This window comes from Kitasatospora sp. NPDC087314 (assembly GCF_044744365.1).
GTDB lineage: Bacteria > Actinomycetota > Actinomycetes > Streptomycetales > Streptomycetaceae > Kitasatospora.
This window is the reverse complement of the sequence record NZ_JBIUYE010000004.1, coordinates 138,303-157,130: the sequence shown is the minus strand read 5'-3', so window position 1 is coordinate 157,130 and position 18,828 is coordinate 138,303. Positions and strand designations below refer to the sequence as shown.

General features: G+C 73.7%; 12 protein-coding genes and 2 pseudogenes. 5 read left to right on the top strand and 9 right to left on the bottom strand.

Annotation, left to right across the window (positions count from 1 at the left end):
• Positions 1-446: 446 nt before the first annotated feature.
• The 3 genes from ACIO5E_RS10035 to ACIO5E_RS10025 all read right to left on the bottom strand — a co-directional run bounded on the left by ACIO5E_RS10035 (position 447) and on the right by ACIO5E_RS10025 (position 7,388).
• On the bottom strand, positions 447-6,641 hold the full coding sequence (locus ACIO5E_RS10035; RefSeq protein ID WP_400665611.1) for a DNRLRE domain-containing protein: 6,195 nt from the start codon (positions 6,639-6,641) through the stop codon (positions 447-449).
• A gap of 279 nt (positions 6,642-6,920) precedes the next feature.
• Positions 6,921-7,184: a hypothetical protein gene (locus ACIO5E_RS10030; protein ID WP_400665609.1), complete on the bottom strand. Its 264-nt coding sequence runs from the start codon at positions 7,182-7,184 to the stop codon at positions 6,921-6,923.
• A 6-nt stretch (positions 7,185-7,190) separates the two neighbouring features.
• Entirely contained in the window at positions 7,191-7,388 is a 198-nt protein-coding gene (locus tag ACIO5E_RS10025) for a hypothetical protein (RefSeq protein WP_400665607.1), read from the bottom strand.
• A 285-nt stretch (positions 7,389-7,673) separates the two neighbouring features.
• Between ACIO5E_RS10025 and ACIO5E_RS10020 the strand changes: the two genes are divergently transcribed.
• The gene (locus tag ACIO5E_RS10020) at positions 7,674-8,660 is read left to right on the top strand and encodes a LuxR C-terminal-related transcriptional regulator (protein WP_400665605.1); all 987 of its coding nucleotides are present in this window, start codon (positions 7,674-7,676) and stop codon (positions 8,658-8,660) included.
• Positions 8,661-8,796: 136 nt separating this feature from the next.
• Here ACIO5E_RS10020 and ACIO5E_RS10015 read toward each other — a convergent pair.
• Positions 8,797-9,129: pseudogene (locus ACIO5E_RS10015) on the bottom strand (LysR family transcriptional regulator); the annotation flags it as partial.
• 177 nt (positions 9,130-9,306) lie between these two features.
• Here ACIO5E_RS10015 and ACIO5E_RS10010 point away from each other — a divergent pair.
• Complete coding sequence (locus ACIO5E_RS10010; protein WP_400665603.1) at positions 9,307-10,236, top strand: aldo/keto reductase; 930 nt, start codon at positions 9,307-9,309, stop codon at positions 10,234-10,236.
• A 42-nt stretch (positions 10,237-10,278) separates the two neighbouring features.
• Here ACIO5E_RS10010 and ACIO5E_RS10005 read toward each other — a convergent pair whose 3' ends face one another.
• Both ACIO5E_RS10005 and ACIO5E_RS10000 read right to left on the bottom strand, forming a co-directional pair.
• Positions 10,279-10,698: a serine hydrolase gene (locus tag ACIO5E_RS10005; protein WP_400665601.1), complete on the bottom strand. Its 420-nt coding sequence runs from the start codon at positions 10,696-10,698 to the stop codon at positions 10,279-10,281.
• Positions 10,699-11,154: 456 nt separating this feature from the next.
• Positions 11,155-11,400: pseudogene (locus tag ACIO5E_RS10000) on the bottom strand (IS982 family transposase); the annotation flags it as partial.
• Between the two features lie 52 nt (positions 11,401-11,452).
• Between ACIO5E_RS10000 and ACIO5E_RS09995 the strand changes: the two are divergent.
• Positions 11,453-11,881 (top strand): GNAT family N-acetyltransferase, encoded by a 429-nt coding sequence (locus tag ACIO5E_RS09995; protein WP_400665599.1) that lies wholly within the window; start codon positions 11,453-11,455, stop codon positions 11,879-11,881.
• Positions 11,882-12,130: 249 nt separating this feature from the next.
• Here ACIO5E_RS09995 and ACIO5E_RS09990 read toward each other — a convergent pair whose 3' ends face one another.
• Positions 12,131-13,051 (bottom strand): NADP-dependent oxidoreductase, encoded by a 921-nt coding sequence (locus ACIO5E_RS09990; RefSeq protein ID WP_400665597.1) that lies wholly within the window; start codon positions 13,049-13,051, stop codon positions 12,131-12,133.
• A gap of 172 nt (positions 13,052-13,223) precedes the next feature.
• The gene (locus tag ACIO5E_RS09985) at positions 13,224-14,120 is read right to left on the bottom strand and encodes a TIGR03621 family F420-dependent LLM class oxidoreductase (protein ID WP_400665595.1); all 897 of its coding nucleotides are present in this window, start codon (positions 14,118-14,120) and stop codon (positions 13,224-13,226) included.
• A 414-nt stretch (positions 14,121-14,534) separates the two neighbouring features.
• Here ACIO5E_RS09985 and murQ point away from each other — a divergent pair, with 414 nt between their 5' ends.
• Positions 14,535-15,458, top strand: a complete 924-nt coding sequence (gene murQ, locus ACIO5E_RS09980) for an N-acetylmuramic acid 6-phosphate etherase (protein ID WP_400665593.1) — start codon at positions 14,535-14,537, stop codon at positions 15,456-15,458.
• A 35-nt stretch (positions 15,459-15,493) separates the two neighbouring features.
• Positions 15,494-17,005 (top strand): PTS transporter subunit EIIC, encoded by a 1,512-nt coding sequence (locus tag ACIO5E_RS09975; protein WP_400665591.1) that lies wholly within the window; start codon positions 15,494-15,496, stop codon positions 17,003-17,005.
• A gap of 154 nt (positions 17,006-17,159) precedes the next feature.
• On the opposite strand, the gene ACIO5E_RS09970 is transcribed toward ACIO5E_RS09975, so the two are convergent.
• Entirely contained in the window at positions 17,160-18,557 is a 1,398-nt protein-coding gene (locus ACIO5E_RS09970) for an NAD(P)/FAD-dependent oxidoreductase (protein WP_400665589.1), read from the bottom strand.
• Positions 18,558-18,828: the final 271 nt, after the last annotated feature.

Here is an 18,828-nt window from a genome sequence, read left to right as displayed (position 1 = left end):
AACTTGCCGAAGGCCTGACCGTAGGAGTCCGTGGTAGACAAGCGATCAACGCGCGCGCGGCGACGGTCCCGGCCCGCTTGACGGGCTCTCATCAGCCGTGGATCCGCTCCATCAAGGGCCACGGACGGCTGGGCCCCCGACTCCTACCCACGGAGAACGTCCATGACACACAGGCTTTCCACGCCGTCGGGGCGGCGGTGCGCTGCGTGGTGGACCGGCAGGCCCGGCCGGTCGCCCGCCGGTCCACGGTGCGCCGTGCGGCCCCGGCGGGCTCTCCGGCGCGGTGCGGGAGAGCGTGGACGCCGGCCGGGCGGGGCGCGGGGGGGGCCGCGGGGGGCGGGGCGGGGGGGGCCCCCCGGGGGGGCCCCCCCCCCGGCGGGGGGGGGGGGGCCCCCGGCCCCCCCCGGCCGGTTGGTGCGCTGCGGTGTGTTCAGGCCCGGGTGGGCTCAGTAGCGGGTCTTGATCTCGGTCCGGCCGTACGGCATCGTCCAGTAGTGCTCCTGCCAGACGCCGACGGTGATCTTCACCCCCCTGCTGCCCCGTCGGTTGTTCGCCTGCTCGACCGCCTTGCCGAAGTTCTTGAGCAGGAAGCCGAGGACCTTGAGGATGCCGCCGATGATCTTCGCCGCGTAGTGCGGGAAGAGGCCGACGATCAGGCCGATGATCGAGCTGATGCTGCCGGCCTTCTTCATCTTCTTGGCGAGCCGGGCCGCACTCGCCTTGCTCAGCTTGGTGTGCCACTCCTTCACCCAGCGCAGGCCGTCGAGGTCGTCCATGGTGATCGGGTCGACCGGGTAGCCGTAGGCGTTCGGCGAGCCCTTCAGGACGGGGTCGGTCTGCAGGAAGCGGCCGGTGGTCGGGTCGTAGACCCGCACCCCCATGAGGATCAGGCCGCTGAGCGAGTCGCCGGCCCGCAGCTGGCCGCCGTGCCAGCCGTACTCGGTGGTGCCGGTGGCGTCGACGACGTTGCCGTACTCGTCGTAGTGGTAGACGGCGAGGTCCTGGGTGCCGTCGGGCGACATCTGGACGGAGGCGTCGCCGTGCAGGTTGGTCAGGATCAGGATCGCGCCGCCGTCGGTGCCGGTGGCGGCCACGAGCTGGCCGCCGAGGTCGGTGACGTTGCGGGTGAGCTTGCCGTTGACCTCGCGGGACCACGTGGGCTTGTCGTCGGGGCCGTCGTAGTGGTTGGTGGAGCGGGCGGTGATCGTCCAGGTGCCGTCCTCGCCCTTGGTCTCCGTGGTGGCCGTCGCGAGGCGCCCGGCGGCGTCCAGGTCCCAGGTCTTGCGGGTGTCGCCGAGGGTCTCGCCGCGGACCAGGTCGTTGGCGTAGTAGCTCAGCTGGGTGCCCCGGGGCAGCGTCGTGGTGCGGCCGTAGGCGTCGTACGCGTAACCGGCGTCGGTGATCCGGTCGGCGGCGTCGTACGTGTGGTTCTCGGTGGCGGTGACGGAGTCGGCGGTGGCCGGGTCGCAGTCGTCGCTGACCGTGGTGCGGTTGGTGCGGTTGCTGCTGCGGTCGAAGGCGTAGCCGCGGGTGGCGCACTCCAGGCCGTTGCCGGAGACCGTCTTCAGCAGCCGGCCGGTGGCGTCGTAGGTGTAGTCGTCGGTGGTGCTGTTGCCGTCGGTCTGGGTGCGGCCGGCCTGCTGCCCGTGGACGGTGTAGCTCGCGGTGTCGGCGAGCAGGACGGTGCCGGCCTGGTCGGCGTACGTCTTGCCGGTCTGGATGCCCCGGCTGTCGTAGCTGCCGGTGAGGGTGTTGCCGCCGGGCAGCGTCTGGGAGACCAGGCGGCCCTCGACGTCGTAGCCGGCGATGAAGGTGCCCGCGACCGAGTCGGTCATGGTGGTGGGCAGGCCGCGCGGGTCCTTGGCGGTGTCGTAGCCGTAGGTGACGGTGGAGGGCACCGAGTCGGACTTCTTCACCACCCGGTCGAGCCGGTCGTACTCGGTGGTGGTGACGCTGCCGGCGCCGTCGTCGTAGGAGACGGGGCGGCCGAGCCGGTCGTAGCCCTGGGTGATGGTCGCGGTGCCGTTGCCGACGGTCGACGTCTGGCCGGTGGCCGGGTCGTAGCCGTACACGGTGTCGGCCACGGCGGTGCCGGTGCCGCCCGTCACGGAGACCTTGGTCTGGCGCCCGGCGGCGTCGTAGCTGTGGGTGGTGGTGCGGGTGACGCCGTTGGCGACCTCGGTGAGGACCGTGACGTTGCCCCAGCGGTCGTACTGGTAGGTCTTGGTCGGCAGCTGCGCCGGGGCGCTGCCGCCGGCGACGGCCGCGGCCGGTGCGGTGGAGCAGACCAGCCCGGCCCACTCCGGATGGCCGGCGCACGCGCCGGTGCCGCCCGTGCCGTAGTACGCGGTGACGGTGGTGCCCGCGTCCGAGCCGTTGGAGTTCGGGCGGGACTGCGAGACCACGCGACCGCCGGCGTCGTAGCCGGTGGCGGTGGTGATCTTCAGGCCGGCCGGGTCCTGGACGGACCGGGTGGGCAGGCCCTGGGCCCAGTCGTAGGCGGTGGCGGTGGTGCGCACGTCCGCGTCGGCGGCGTAGCCGTCGATCCGGGCGCCGACCGCGACCGAGGTCTCCCGGTCGCTGGCCGCGGCGTCCGCCGGGCGGTTCTCGTCGTAGGCGGTGACGGTGTGGGCGCGGGCCGCGACCTCGTCACCGGCCGCGAGGGCCGGGCTGGTGCCGGAGGCCGCCAGGTCGTGCTCCAGGGTGACGAGTTGCAGCGGGTCGTACTGCTCGACCAGCCGCTTGCCGTCCGCCGAGTACACCGACAGCGAGGACAGCACCTGGGCGCGGTCGGCGGTGGAACGGCCGGCGATGCCCAGGGCGCGCAGCTTGTTCAGGCCCTCACCGGTGGTGGCCAGGGCGAGGATGCGGTTCTCCGCCGAGAGGGTCCGCACCGGGCCGCCGTGGGCGTCGTACTCGGTGGTGGTGATGCCGCCGCCGGGGGTGGCGATGTTGACCTCGCGCCCGGAGGCGTTGGTGTAGGTCACCGAGGCGCGGGCGTAGGCGGCGGTGCCGAGGGCCTTGCCGTCGTGGCCGGCCGGGACGGCGTCGGGCGGCAGCACTGCGGTGGCGTCGGTCGGGGCGTCGGTCTGGCCCCAGGCGGCGACGTCGGAAGGGGCCAGCGGGTACGGGGCGTTGGCGCCCGACAGCGGCACGTCGTAGACCACCGAGGTGGTCGCGGTGCCGTCGGTGACGTCCTTGCTGCCCTGCTTGAGGGTCGCCCGGGAGGCGGCCAACAGCATGCCCTCGCCGGCGGTGGCGGCGTTGCCGGCCTTGCCGTACTCCAGCGTCCAGGGCAGCTCGCCGGGCTCGGTCACGGTGGTGATCCGACCGGCGGCGTCGTAGGCGTAGGCGGTCTTCAGCGCGGGGCTGATCCGCGGGTCCCACACCTCGCGTAGACGGCCCTGCTCGTCGTAGGCGTACTGGGAGACGGCGACGGGGGTGGCGCTGCCCGCGCCGGGGTCGGTGGACCACAGGCGGATCTGCTTCACCTGGCCGGCGACGTCGCCCAGGGCCGCCGGGGTGGCGGTGGTGGCGGTGGCGTAGACGTACTCCAGGACGCGGCAGCCGGCGGTGGCGGGCACGGCGGCGCAGTCGGCGGAGGCGGTCCCGGTGGTCGGCGCGATGACGTACTTCGGGCGGGCCAGCGTCTTGCCGCCGACCACGACCTTCTCCGAGACCACGGAGGTGGTCGAGTCGGCGCTGGGCAGCGAGGAGCCGGTGGCCTGCCAGGTGGTGGCCGCCGGGTCGACCTTGCCGAAGGTGACGGTGGTGCCGGCGGTGTCCTTCAGCGTGAACGAGCCGGTCAACGCACCGCTCAGGGTCAGGTCCTCGGCGCCCGGTTCGGGCTTCCAGCCGCCCGCGCCGGTCGCGGTGAAGCCGATCTCGCCGCCGTCCGAGGAGACCACCGACAGCGAGGTCGGGGAGGTCTGGCGGACGTAGGTGTAGGCGGTCTCGGTGAGTTCGGCGGTGGTGCCGGCGCTCCACTGCGGGCCGAAGATCGCCGCCTGGCCCTCCTGGGCCGAGCCGTTCAGCGGCCGGCGGGAGGAGAAGGAGCGCTCGGCGCTGAGGCCGAAGCCCTGGGCGTCGGTGGCGGCGAGCGTGAGGTCACCGGTGAGGGTGTTGACCTGGCCGGGGCCGATCGGCGTCTCCGGCGCGTCGCCGGCGTTGCGGTCGACCGTGATGGTGGTCGGCTCGGTGGCGTCGGTGGCGGTGCCGTCGGTGAACACCGCGCGCACCTCCACCGGACCGTTCTCGGTGAGGGTGTCGGTGATGTTCCAGGTCAGCGCGGCCGGCTTGCCGCCCGGGGCGGCGAACGGCCAGGCGGCCACCGGCTTTCCGTCGGTGGTGACGACGTTGCCGAGCGGCACGTCCTTCCACGCGTCGGTCTCACCGCGGCGGTACTGGTAGCGCACGCCGGTGTAGGTGCTGTTGCCCTCCGCCTGGAGCGAGGTGCGACGGGCCGGACGCTCGCCCGGGCCCGGGGCCACCAGCGCGGAGCCCTTGCCCGCGTAGAAGGTGTAGGTCCTGTCGGCGGAGACGTTGCCCGCCGCGTCGCGGGTGTGCGCGGTCACCTTGTGCGCGCCCGCCTTGAAGGTGAGCTTGGCCGAGACCGGCGCACCGGTCGTCGCCACGGTCACCCAGCTGCCGCCGTCCAGCCGGTACTGGACGTCCTTCACGTCGCTGGTCGGCGGGGTGAAGGTGAAGGTCCCGCTGTAGTCGCCGTTCCCGTCCGGGGAGCCCGCCCACTGCCCGGCCGGGAAGTCCCCGGAGGAGACGGTGGTCGCGCCCGGCGCCGTGGTGTCCACGGTGAAGGTGCGGAAGGCCGACCACGCGCTGTTGGCGGTGCCGTCCCAGGAACGCGAGCGCCACTTGTAGGCGCCCGGCGCCAGCGCGGTGCCCGGGGTCCAGTTGAACGTCGAGCCCGAGGCGGCGAGGCCGGTCCGGCCGGACTGGAGGGCGGCGGTGCCGGTGGACGTCCAGACCTCGAAGTCCAGCGCGATGTTCCCGCCGTCCGGGTCGGTCGCCTTGGCGGACAGCGTCGGCTTGGCCTCGTTGATCAGCGCGGCGTTCGCCGGGGAGACCAGGGTGGAGACCGCCGGCGGGGTGTTGTACGTCACCGACAGGTACGGGGTGTTGGACGACGCGTTGCCGGAGTTGAACTTCTTCCAGCCGTACGGGTCGGTCTCGTCGGTGGCCCGGATGCCCAGGGTGTTGTTGGTGTTGCCGTTGGCGGCCCAGGCCTTGACCAGCGCGGTGATGTCCTGGTTCACCCAGCCGTCGTTGCAGGAGCTGGAGTAGCCCTTGGTCGCGGTGGAGGTGGCCCACTTGCGGTTCCAGTTGGGCTGCGCGGTCCAGCGGGTGGCGGTGGTGGCGGTGCCGGTGTCCCAGACCTCCCAGCTCTTCGCGGTGCAGGACCAGCTGTGGAAGTTCCACAGGTTGAGCTTGCCGCCGGTGATCTGCTTCCCGCTGATCTTCGCCATCGGGAACTGCAGGAAGGAGCGGGCGACCTGGCCGGAGCCGTTGTTGCCGAGCTTCAGCTCGGTCTGCGAGGAGACGTCGGTGCCGTAGCCCTGCTGCACGAAGGTGTCGAAGCCGACGCCGATGTTGACCGCGGGGTCGACGGTCACCGGGTACGTGGTCCTCGGGTCGTTCAGGAAGGCCGCGTCCGGGGTGAGCGTCAGGTCTATCGCGTCGCCGTTCTGAGTGACCTTGAGCCCGACCGGCGCGGTGCGGGTGTGCTCGCCGCTGCGCTCGTCGACCTGCGCGTCCCACATCACCGGCGCCGGGAGCTGACCGGCCTCCTGACCGGTCTTCGGGTCGAGGAACGACACCGAGCCGTCCGGGTTCTGCCGGGCCTGGAGGCCGGCCGCGTCGAGGGTGAGCGTCACGCTGCCGTTGGCGGCCACCGCCGAGCGGTCCTTGAGCTCCAGGAACTGCTCGAAGCCGGTCCGGGTGGACTCGATGACCAGGTCGGTGGCGGTGAGCGCGTTCGCGTACCGGGCCCGGGCGCCGTCCACCGTGGGGGCGGGCAGGGTGCCGCGCCAGGACAGCGACATGGCGGTGCCGTTGCCGTTGTCCAGCGAGACCAGCGGCGTGCTCGGGGCCTTCTCGTTCCCGGCCGGGGCGCCGGCGGCCTTGAACTTCGACGCGGCGGCGGGCGGGGTGGCGCCGGCCAGGGTGAGGTCGAGCGGGTGGCCCTTGGCCTTGACGCTGCCGTCCGACTGCCGGGCGAGGTCGACGTCGATCGGCTGGAGGCGACCGGACTTGTCCTTGTAGCGGACCGGTCCGGAGGCGACGTCCAGCGTGGTGGTGCCGTCCGGGTTGATCCAGGTGGTGGTGGACTCGGTGCGCTCGTCCAGCAGCTCGATCCGACGGTTCTCCAGCCGCGCCTTGAGGTGGGCGGTGGCGAGGTCCTTGGCCTCGGCCGGGCCCAGGGCCTGGACGGGCTTCGGGGCCTGCTCCCGGGTGACGGCGACGGCCTGACCGGTCGTCATGATGACGGCGGCCGACTCCGCGGCGAGCACCACGGCCAGGGCGACGGCGGTGTTGCGCAGCGCGGTGCGGCGGCGTGACGGGGCGGGGGGCGGCGAGCCGGCTTCGGCCCGGGGCCGTGGCAGGTCGCCGGTGGGGCGTGACATGGAACTCCTCGACGGTCTGTTCGGGAAGGGGGTTGTTCGGAAAAGGGGGGCGTTCGGGAAAGGGGGGGTTTCGGGGAAGGGGGGGTTTCGGGGAAGGCGCTCTGTTCGGAAGAGGGGGGTTGTCGGGAAAGCAGGACGACTGACTTGTCGCATTCATGTCAGTCACGCCCGAGTAAAGCGATCGCAATGAATCAGCCAACCCCCGGAGCGGTCGGGATCGGTCGAAAACCGCCCGGAAGATCGGAAACCGTTCGGGCCGCGGCCAGGGCCTGTCCAGCCCTATCGGCGGTCGAACGGGTACCGACCCGTGGCCTTCAGGGCCCGGGCCAGCAGGCTCCGCGCCCTCGACCGGGCCGCCGTCCCGTCGTGGGCGCGGACGTAGATCACCAGGCCGACGCCGTCGGACGCGGCGCGTGCGCACACGTGCTCCAGGCCGTCGCCCGGACCGGCGCACGACCACAGAGCGGCCTGGACCTCCGCGGCCGCCACCTCGCCCGACGGCGAGGCGGCAGCGGCCGACAGAGTCAGATGGACCGAGAACACCAGAGGTCAAACCCGCCCGACGGCGTCGGCGGCCGACGGGGCGTCCCAGCCGATCGACCCGGCGGAGGGGCCGTCCCAGCCGATCGACCCGCCGGCGGCGGACGGCGTGACCGCGGGGGCGGTCGGCCCGGCGGCGAAGGCCGGTGCGGCGGAGACGGCGAGGACGAGGGTCACGAGGATGGGGGCGAGGGGACGGACGGACACGACGGAGTCCTGTTCTGTACGGGGAACCACGGTGGGGGAGAGTCGAGTTCGGGGTGTCCGGGCTTTCGGGAAAGTGCGCGCACGGCGCATCCTCCCCGTCCGCGGCCCGCTGCGGGAAGCGAATCCGGGGGCAGGATCAGGTCAGGCAGCTTGCTGCAAGATCGGCCCCGGCGGCCGGGGCGGGGCGTTGACCGGATCACGCCTTGTGAGGGCGTTCCATCCGGAGCAAGGATCGACAGCGGCCGACCGGGCATGCGAAATCGTCCACGGATCAGGGGTCGTGAAGTGCTGGAACTGCTGGGGCTGGACGCCATCGCGGAAGCCGTCTACCGGGAGATGCTCACCGACCCCGAAGGCGGGGTCACCGAACTCTGCGACCGGCTCGCGCTCCCCGAGGCCACCGTGCGCGCCGCCCTCGACCGGCTCGCCGACCTCACCCTGCTACGGGCCTCCCGCGAACAGCCCGGCACCCTGCGACCGGTCAGCCCGGAGCGCGGACTGGATCTCCTGCTGCGCCGCCAGGAGGAGAAACTCGCGCGCCGCCAACAGGAGTTGGCCGCGTCCAAGGCCGCCGTCGCGCGCGCCCTGGCGGGGTACGCGACGCTGCGCGCCGACACCCCGACGGGCGGCCACGAACGGCTGGTCGGTCTGGACGCCATCCAGGACAAGCTCGAGGAGCTGGCCGCCCGGCTGACCGCCGAGGTCCTGGCGGTGACGCCCGGCGGCGCACAGTCCGCCGCCAGCCTCGCCGCCTCCCGCCCGCTGGACGAGGACGCCCTGCTGCGCGGGGTCCGCCTGCGCACCATCTACCAGGACAGCGTCCACGACGACCCGGAGACCCTCGGCTACGCCCGCTGGATGGTCGGCCTCGGCGGCGAGGTGCGGACCGCTCCCGTGCTGCCGCCGCGGATGCTGGTCTTCGACCGGAGCACCGCGGTGGTGCCGATCGACCCGGAGAACACCCGGGCCGGCGCGCTGTGCACCAGGGAACCGGGCATCGTCGCCTCGCTGATCGCCCTGTTCGAGCAGACCTGGGAGACCGCCGTCCCGATCGCCGACGACCGGGCCGCGGGAGAGGAGACGGGCCTGAGCGCCGGCGAGCGCGAGCTGCTGCGGCTGCTGTCCACCGGCCTCACCGACGACGCGGCGGCCAAGCGGCTCGGCGTCTCGGTGCGCACCGTCCGACGGCAGATGGCGGCCCTGATGGAGCGTCTGGAGGCGGCTAGCCGCTTCGAGGCCGGTCTGAAGACCGCCCAGCGCGGCTGGCTCTAGGGTTTGTCTGACAATTCCCGCCGGGCGTGCGGCACGTGCGCCGTTCGGAACGTGCCGCACAGGTGTGCGCCTGCCCGTCACACACGGCGGGCGTGTCAGTCGCGGTCCGGCTCTCCGGGAGGTGCGGGCACGGACCGGCCAGGGCGGCGGGCAGCAGCCGCCGTCCGGCACTGGCGAAGGTGGCGACGGTGAGCACGGTGCGCTCGGCGGCCAGCCGGTCGATGCGCTGCTGGGTGTCGGCCAGTTCGGCGGCGATCGCGTCCGCGGCCTCCACCAGCAGGCGGCCCGCCTTCGTCAGCGTGACGCCGCGGGTGGAGCGTTCGACCGCGGGCGCACCGAGGCTCCCCTCCAGCGCGGCGATCTGCTGCGAGACGGCCGAGGGCGTGCAGTGCGGCGCCAGGGCTGCCTGGTTGAAGCTGCCGTGGCGGGCGACCTCGCGGAGCACGGCCAGCCGCTGGACGTCGATCAACAGTTCCCCTAATGACGAGGTGACACAATCGACACTACCGCTACCGATCACTGCCGAGCAGACTGAACGCCGAGGACGCCAAGGGACGGACCGGGAAAGGGGCCGCGGCATGGACGTGTGCGTGATCGGGGGAAGCCACCGTTTCGGGCGGCGGCTGGTCGTCGAGGAGGCCCGGGGATGACGGGGACCACGACTGCGCACAGCGCCGCACGCACCGTCGGCGGTATCGCGGTGGGCGCCATCGGCCTCGGCGCGATGCCGCTCTCCGTCGAAGGGCGCCCCGACGAGGAGCAGGCCGTCGCCACGATCCACGCCGCGCTCGACGCGGGCGTGCGGCTGATCGACACCGCCGACAGCTACCACTGGCACGCCGGCGAACTCGGCCACAACGAACGGCTGATCGCCCGCGCACTGGCCGCCTACGGCAGCGGGGCGGACGACGTGCTGGTGGCGAGCAAGGGCGGCCGGGGCCGCCCCGGCGACGGATCGTGGACGGTCGACGGCCACCCGCACCACCTGCGCCGCGCGGCCGAGGCCTCGGCGAGCCGGCTCGGCGTGGAGACGATCGGCCTCTACCAGCTGCACAAGCCGGACCCGGCCGTCCCCTTCGCCGACTCGGTCGGCGCGCTGCGGGACCTGGCCGAGGCCGGCACGATCCGGATGGTCGGCCTCTCCAACGTGGACCGTGAGCAGATCCGCACGGCGCGGGAGATCCTCGGTCCACGCCTGGTCTCGGTGCAGAACCGCTTCTCCCCCGCGCACCCCGCCACCCGGGACACCCTCGACCTCTGCACCGAACTCGGCCTGGCCTTCCTGCCCTGGAGCCCGCTCGGCGGGATCTCGCTCAGCGCCGTCGACGATCCGGGAGCCACCGCGCCGACGCCGCACACGCCCTTCCACGCGCTCGCCCGCGCGCACGGCGTCAGCCCGCAACAGGTCTGTCTGGCCTGGCACCTGGCCCAGTCACCCGTCGTGATCCCGATCCCCGGCGCACGCCGGCCGGCCTCCATCCGCGACTCGGCCGCGGCGGCCGGACTCGCCCTGTCGGCGGCCGAGTTGGCAGGGCTGCGCCTCGACCGGGAGGACGGCCTGGAGCTGCGCGACTGACCCTCTGGCGCGCCAGAGGGTCAGCCGCGCCCGCGTCGCGCCTCAGCCGAGCTTCGGCTGCACACCGGCCGTGGCCTGGTGGGTGCCGCAGAAGGCCTCTTCCAGGAAGGCGCCCTCCGCGACGAGCTGCGCGGTGATCTGGCCCAGGTCGCCGTTGGTGGTGACGGACATCGCGACCTGTCGGTCGCCGGAGCTCCACAGTTGCGAGCTGTAGCCGGGCACCCCGCCGTCATGCCCGTAGACCGGCCCGCAGGACAGCTGCATCCGGGCGAGCCCCAGGCCGTAGTCCAGGCCCGTGGGCCGGCCGTCGACCTCCACCGGAATGGTGGTGTTCATCTCCCGCAACAGCCCGGGCGACAGCAACCGGCCGCCCAGCAGGGCCTTTTCGAAGCGGTTCAGGTCGTCCAGGGTGGAGATCAGCTCGCCCGCCGTGGCAGGCCCCCGCCCACCCCTGACGACCAAGCCTTCCCGACTCCCTGACACTCCGTCATCCACCGCCGGGAGGAACCGATCGTACGCCCATCAAAGGAGGTCATACGCCTCAGAGAGGAGGCCTGGCCCACCGGGCTCGGCGACGCCGCCGGGGCCGCTGATGACGGGGCCGTCCGACCGGGACAGGGCGGCCGTTGACGACCCCGGGGCGCCCGCCGGCGCGAGGCCCGTCGGCTCGCCGGTGACGGCGGTTGCCGCGAGAGCACACAGAGCGGTCAGGGCCGTGACGGCGCCGGCGACGGCGCGGAGAAGACGGTTCACAACGAGCTCCTTGAAGTCATAGGTGTGGAGAAGGAGCGAAGGCAGGACCGACAACGGGTGGCGCGGTCATGCCGTGCCGAGATTCTTTCCCCGCGTACCCTCCGGCGACCAGGCACGATGCCCGCCATTAAAGTGTCAGGACACCAGATGATCGATTCCAAGCCGTCAGTGGTCACAGACAGTCAGCGACCGCATGACGGGCTGGCCGGTGTGCTCGTTGTGCCAGATGGCGGCGGTCGGCGCGAGGATTCGCCGAAGCACGCGGATCATCACGCCGCCGGGGGTGCGGCCGCGGTGGCGTCCGAGGTCGAGTTGGCCCTTGAAGGTCTCGTTGATCGACTCGATGACCTGCCGCAACGGCTTGAACAGCTGTGATCCGGCCCGCTCAGCCTCGCCCTTGCGGGCCGGACGCCGGCCGAACTCCCCGAAGACGGGGAAGCGTCCGACCGGTAGGGTGTAACATATGAATAGCGATAATGACCATTACGAGCTGCGCGCGGGTGTGCCCACCACCGAGGTCTTCCGCCGCCTGCGCACCGATGCCGGTCTCTCCGACCGGGCCCCCGAGGCGGTCGCGCTCGCCCTTCCCAACACCTGGTACGGCGTGGTCCTCCACCACGAGGACGAGCCCATCGGCATGGGGCGGATCATCGGCGACGGCGGCGTCGCCTTCCAGATCGTCGACATCTGCGTGCACCCCGCGCACCAGGGCCGCGGCCTCGGCAAGCGGATCATGGCCGCGCTCACCGAGGAACTGGAGCGCCGGGCGCCCGCCACCGCCTACGTCTCGCTGATCGCGGACGGCCCCGCGCGCCACCTCTACGAGAAGTTCGGCTTCGCGGACACCGCCGCGCACGACTCGGTCGGCATGTACCGCCTGATGGGCGCCTGACGGGCGGGAGTTGCGGGCACTGCGCCCGGCCCGCCGCGCGGGCCGGGCGCCCGGGCGGGGCCGGGGGGGGGCCCCGGGGCCCCCCCCCCCCCCCCCCCCCCCCCCCCCCCCCCCCCCCCCCCCCCCCCCCGGGGGGGGCGGGGGGGCGGGGCGGGGGGGGGGGGGGGGCCCGGCCCCCGGCCCCCCGGGGGGGCCGGGGCCCCGGGGGGCCCGGGGGGGGCCCCGGGCCCCCCCCCGGGCCCGCCCGGGTCAGGGCATGATCACGAGCTTCCCGCGGACGTGACCGGTACGGCTGGCCTCGAAGGCCTCCCCCGTCTTCTCCAGCGGATACGTCCCCGCGACCTCCACGCCGAGCACGCCCCGGTCCACCAGCCCCGCCAGCTCGGCCAGCTTCGCACCGTCCGGGCGGACCCAGATCCAGTGGCCGCCGTGCTGTTCGACCGTCGGGTCCGCCACCGAGACGTGCCGACCGCCCGGCGCCAGCACCGCCAGCGTCGTCTCCGACTGCCCGCCGACGAAGTCGGCCACGGCCGTCACTCCGCCGGGCACCAGCTCCCGGACCCGTTCGGGCAGGCCCTGCCCGTACGTCACCGGTTCACCGCCCAGCGCCCGCACGAAGGCGTGGTTGCGTTCGGAGGCGGTGCCGATCACCCGGGCACCCCGGTCCCGCCCGATCTGGACGGCGAGACTTCCCACACCACCGGCCGCGCCGTGCACGAGCAGGACGTCCTGCGGGCCCACCGCCAGCCGGTCGAGACTGCGCAGCGCGGTCAGCCCCGCCAGCGGCAGCCCCCCGGCCCGGGCCCAGTCCAGCCCGGCCGGCTTGCGCGCCACCGCGGAGGCGTCGACCGCGACGTACTCGGCGAAGGTCCCGCCCTGCACCACGTCCTTGCGGGCGTACGCCATCACCTCGTCCCCGACCGCGAACTCGGGGACGTCGGGGCCGGTGCGGGTGACCACCCCGGCCACGTCCCAGCCGGGGACGACCGGGAAGACCGTTTCCATCATGGCGTCCAGACCGCCCGCCATCACCTTCCAGTCGACCGGGTTGACGCCGGCCGCCCGCACCCGGACCAGGACCTGCCCCGGTCCGAGCTTGGGATCGGCCGTCTCCCCGTAGCGCAGCCGGGAGTTGTCCGGTGCGTAGGAGTCGTAGGTCACCGCGCGCATGGAACAGACCTCCCGAAGCCGGTTTCGTCGCCCCCGCACTGAGCCCCGCCCGCACCCGGACGGCCCTGGCCAGCCTACGGGGCCCGGGCCGCACCGGCACCCGGTGCACCTGCCGGTCCGGTGCGGCCGCTCCGTCCTCCATGGGCACGGGCCAGGTGGAGCGCGGCGGCGCTCACTCGCCGCGCAGCTCCTCGATGACCGGGGCGAAGGCCTCCATCGCGGGCTCCACGACGGTGATGTACGTGAAGCCGTACCGCTCCCGCTGCGCGCGCAGCTGGTCGGCCATCTGCCGTACCGTGCCTATGAGGGAGGTCGGCAGCTCGAGGGCCTCGTCCTCGGTGAGGTCCGGGATGGTGAGGTACGGCATGGTGTCGAGGGATGGCCGCAGGGCAGCCCGGCGGTTGTCGGTGACCACGACCGTGTAGATCAGGAGGTTCAGCTCGGCCGGCTCGGCGCGGTCGGCGGCGAAGCGCTGGTACGCGGCGACGCGTTCGTCCAGCTGCGCGGCTGTGAGCATGATCGGCTTGCCGGTCGGGTCCGCGCGCCCTCCGGTGAACGAGGCGATCTCGGCGTGCCGGGCGGTCAGCTTCAGGACGCGGTCTCCGTTGCCGCCGACCAGGAGCGGCGGGCGAGGCCGCTGCAGCGGCTGCGGCACGAAGTCGTCCAAGCCGTACAGACGGTCCAACTCATCGATCGTGCGCTGGAGATGGGTCACGCGCTCGCCGGGAGTGCCGAAGGGCAGGCCCGCCGCATCGTGCTCCCACTTCAAATAGCCGGTGCCGAGCCCCAGCTCAAGGCGGCCGCCGGTGAGCTGGTCCGTGGTGGCGACCTCGCGGGCGAGCAGCGTCGGGTTCCAGAAGCCAGAGTCGAGCACGTACGTGCCGAGCCGGGGTCTCTCGGTGGCATCGGCCGCGGCGACCAGGGCGGGGAACGGCGCGGGCCTGTTCAGGTGGTCGGCGACCGTGATCACGTCGTAGCCGAGCATCTCCGCCGTGCGGCACTTCTCGCGCCACTGGCCGCTCGCCGCCGGGGTGAGCAGAGTGACGCCGAAACGAAACGGGCGGGCCATGAATGCTCCTTGCACGTAGACACATTGGCGGTGCCCGCGCCCAATCGGCGAGCACCGCCGGCCAGTCCACCACCTGTGCGCGATCACCGCCAGCACATTCGTGCGGAACGATGAGCCTGGACACGTCAGCCTCCGTGTTTCGGTTCGGGTCGGCTGATCTGGGGTGATCCCCGCGTCGGAGGCCGCACGGCCGTTGACGGATGCGGGCCTGCCGCAGGCCCCGCGCGCTGACCGCGACGCTCAACTGGTACCGCGCCCCCGCCGGCGTGCTCGCCGTCGAGGCCGGGCGGATCACCGCCCCGACCCTGTACCGGTGGGGCAGCTTGGGCGACGAACGGCTGCCGAGCCGATACGTTCGGGCTACTCCCCACCCGGCACCGGCGCCGGTGCCGTCAGCCGAAGGAGACCCACCCGATGAACGATCAGCACATCGATCTGCTCTCCCAGTTGGACAGCCTCATGACGGAGCGCCACCGCGCGGACCTCGCCGAGGTGGACCGGCTGCCGACCCTTGAGGTCCTGCGCCTGATGAACGCCGAGGACCAGGGGGTGGCGGCGGCGGTGGGCCGGTGTCTGCCCGAACTGGCGGCGGCGGTCGACGCCGTCGCGGAACGGATCGGCCGGGGCGGCCGGCTGGTCTACGCCGGGGCCGGTACGGCGGGGCGGCTGGGCGTCCTGGACGCCAGCGAGTGCCCGCCGACCTTCAACAGCCCGCCGGGCCAGGTGATCGGGCTGATCGCCGGCGGACCGGACGCGGTGGTGACGGCGGTCGAGGGCGCGGAGGACCGCCCCGAGCTCGCGGCGCAGGACCTGGCACGCATCGGTCTCACCGCCGCCGACGCGGTGGTCGGGATCTCCGCGTCGGGACGGACGCCGTACGCGATCGGCGCGGTCGAGACCGCCCGCCGGGCCGGCGCCATGACCATCGCCCTGGCCTGCAACCCGGGCTCGGCCCTCGGGCACGCGGCGGAGATCGCGATCGAGGTGGCGGTCGGACCGGAGTTCCTCACCGGCTCCACCCGGCTCAAGGCCGGGACGGCGCAGAAGCTGGTGCTGAACATGCTCTCCACGGTGGTGATGATCAGGCTGGGCAAGACCTTCGGCAACCTGATGGTCGACCTGCGGGCCACCAACGACAAGCTCCGGGCCCGGAGCCGCCGCATCGTCGCCCTCGCCACCGGCGCCGACGACGCGGCCGTGGAGCAGGCCCTCGCCGCGACCGGCGGGGAGGTCAAGAACGCCATCCTGGTGATCCTGGGCGCGGTCGACGGCCCGACCGCCGCACGGCTGCTCGACCACGCCGACGGCCGTCTGCGCGACGCGCTCCAGCAGGTCTGATCCCCCCGACTCCCCGAGCATCCCGGAGGCCCGTCATGTCGAACGAGAAGGACCGCGCCACCGCCCGAGCCATCCTCCCCCTCGTCGGGGGCGCCGCCAACATCCACTCCGTCGCCCACTGCATGACCCGGATGCGGCTCGGCCTGAACGACCGTTCCCTGGTGGACGAGGACGCGCTCAGGGCCCTGCCCGCCGTGCTCGGCGTCGTCGACGACGACACGTACCAGATCGTCCTGGGCCCGGGCACCGTCGCCCGGATCACGCCCGAACTCCACCGGCTCGTCGCGCAGGAGCCCCCGCGGGCCGATCCCGCCACCAGCGCCGAGGACCTCGCCCGGCGCGGCGCGGAGCTCAGGGCGGAGGCCGGCGCCAGGAACGCGACCCCGGTCAAACTGCTGCTCCGCCGGGTCGCGAACGTCTTCGTGCCGCTGATCCCCGCCCTGATCGGCTGCGGCATCGTGGCGGGCATCAACGGCGCGCTCACCAACCTCGGTTGGGCTCCCGCGCTGGTCCCGGCGCTCACCGCGATCTCCTCGGGGTTCATGTCCCTGCTCGCCGTCTTCGTCGGCTACAACACGGCCAAGGAGTTCGGCGGCACACCGGTCCTCGGCGGCGCCGTGGCCTGCGTGATCGTCTACGCCGGGGTCTCCAAGGTGGAGGCCTTCGGGCACCACCTCGCCCCCGGCCAGGGCGGTGTGATCGGAGCGCTCGGCGCCGCGCTGCTGGCGGTCCAGGTGGAGCGGTGGACCCGGCGGGCGATGCCCGACGCCCTGGACGTCCTGCTCACCCCGACGGTCACCGTCCTCGTCACCGGACTGGTCACCCTGTTCGGCCTGATGTTCCTCGCCGGGGAGGTCTCCACCGCGATCGGCGACCTGGCCACCTGGCTGCTGGCCCACGGCGGCGCCTTCGCCGGGCTGGTGCTCGGCGGCCTGTTCCTCCCGCTGGTCATGCTCGGCCTGCACCAGGCACTGATCCCGATCCACACCACCCTGATCGCACAGCAGGGCTCCACCGTGCTGCTGCCGATCCTCGCCATGGCCGGGGCCGGGCAGGTCGGCTGTGCCGTGGCCGTGTACGTGCGCCTGCGCCACAACCCGTCGATCCGGGCCACCATCAGGTCCGCGCTGCCCGCCGGTTTCCTGGGCGTCGGCGAGCCGCTGATCTACGGTGTCTCGCTGCCGCTCGGCCGCCCGTTCGTCACGGCCTGCCTCGGCGGCGCCTGCGGCGGGGCCGTCGTCGGACTGCTGGGCCAGCTCGGCACCGCCATCGGCTCGACCGCCATCGGCCCCTCCGGCTGGGCCCTGTTCCCCCTGCTGGCCGGCTCGCACGGTTTCGCGGTGAACGCGGCCGTCTACGCCGCCGGCCTGGTGACGGGCTACGCGGCGGGCTTCCTGGCGACGTACTTCTTCGGCTTCACCAAGGGCATGCTCGCCGAGCTCGACGCGCCCGCCCCGGAACCCGGCCCGGACGTGGCCCCCGGCAACGGCAGCAGCGGCAGCGCCGACGACGGCCTCCCGGAAGCCGGGCGCCCGAGCCCCGCGTAGTCGCCGCCGTTCGGGGTGCCCGACCCGGGGCAGCGCGTCGCGCCGGGTCGGGCACCGGGACCGCTCGCCCCCGACGCCTCGAAGGCGCGCCGCCCGGCCGGTACGGTCCGGCCGGTACGGTCCGGCCGTTACGGTCCGGCCGTTACGGTCCGGATCAGTACGGGCCGGCCAGTGCGGCCACCTCCGGGAAGCGGGCGATCGCCTGGTCGGCGGTGGGCGGGGCGGCCCGCCGGGGGCGGAGCGCGGCGAGCGCCACGGCGGGTCTGGCCAGCCGGGCGGGCGGGGCGGCGAGGGAGAACACCTCGAAGTAGGCGGCCGAGACGGCGGGGTCGGTGAGGGCCGCGCCGAGCAGCCGGCGGGTGTACCAGCGGGTGAACACGCCGGCGGGCTTGTCGGCGGTGTCGGGGCGGCTCGACCGCACGTCCGGGAAGCCCTGGTCCTGGTCCCTGGCCATGTGCCAGGGGGTGTCGACGACCCGGGCGATCCGGCGCTGGATCGAGGCGCTCACGCCGGGGTGCAGGCCTTCGGCGTCGAGGACCGCGCGGATCGCGACGGCGCACTGGGCGGCGACCGACATGCCGTGCCCGTACACCGGGTTCAGCGCCGCCACCGCGTCGCCGGTGGCGGCGAACCCGATCGGCGGGCCGCCCTCGTAGGCCTCGTAGCGGCGGCGGCGGTTGAGCATCCCGCGGCAGGTGCGGATCGGGCCGAGCGGGCGGGCGGCGCGGGCGAGGTCGTGGACGACCGGGTGGTCCAGCACCTTCAGGAAGTCCTGGAACCCGCGTTCGCCCCGGGCGGGTTCGCTGCCCCGGGTGCCGGAGAGCGTGACGATCCAGCGGCCGTCCTCGATCGGGATGATGGTGGCACCCCGCCCCGGCCGGCCCCGCCACGGGGCGGGCACGATGCTCACCACCGGGAACCCGTCATTGCCGCCGGGCGTCTCGAACACCCGGGCGGCGTAGGCGAGTCCGGCGTCCACCGTCTCCTCGCGAAGCCCCTCGAAGCCCAGCCCGCGCAGCCACTCGGGGGCGCTGGAGCGGCGGCCGGTCGCGTCCACGACCAGGTCGGCCGGCAGGGTCTCGCGCGATCCGTCCGGGTTCTCGACGTGGACCCCGGCGATCCGGCCCGGATCCCCCGCCAGGCCGAGGACGCGGGTGCCCTCGCGCACCGTCACGGTGGCCTGTTCGCGCAGCCGCCGGCGGATGACGTGGTCGAGCAGGTGCCGGCTGCACGAGATCAGGTAGGCCGGCGAGTCGAAGTCCTGGAGCCAGCCCGGACCGAGGCGCATCAGCAGGCCGGCCGGGATCGAACGGCGGTGGGCGCCGGCGGCGAGCAGGGCGTCGAGGCTGCCCGGCAGAAGGGCCTCGATGGCGTCGGCGCCGCCGCCGAGCAGGATGTGGCTGAACTCGCCCTGCGGCAGGCCCCGGCGCGGGCCGGGCAGGCGGGGCAGGACGTCCTGTTCGAGGACGGTGACGTTCCGGGCGTGCGGGGCCAGGGCAGCAGCCGCCAGCGTCCCGGCCAGGCCGCCGCCGAGGACGAGGGCCGTGCTCACCCGGCGGCTCCGGTCGGCACGTCGCGCAGGAACGGCACCGGGTGCCCGGACAGGGCGGGCGCGCCGGGCAGTCGGGCGATCATCGCGGGGACTCCGTACGGTAGCGGGCGGCCGTCGCCGTCCAGTGGATGAGCACGCGGGCGGGTCGGACCGACCCGAGGACGAGTGCTCGTACCGCGCCGGCCGCCCGCACCCGGCCACGCGCACTGCAGTACGGACATGCCCGTGCCCATGCTCCCCCTCGATCGCCGTCTCCGGCCGGTCGGCCGGT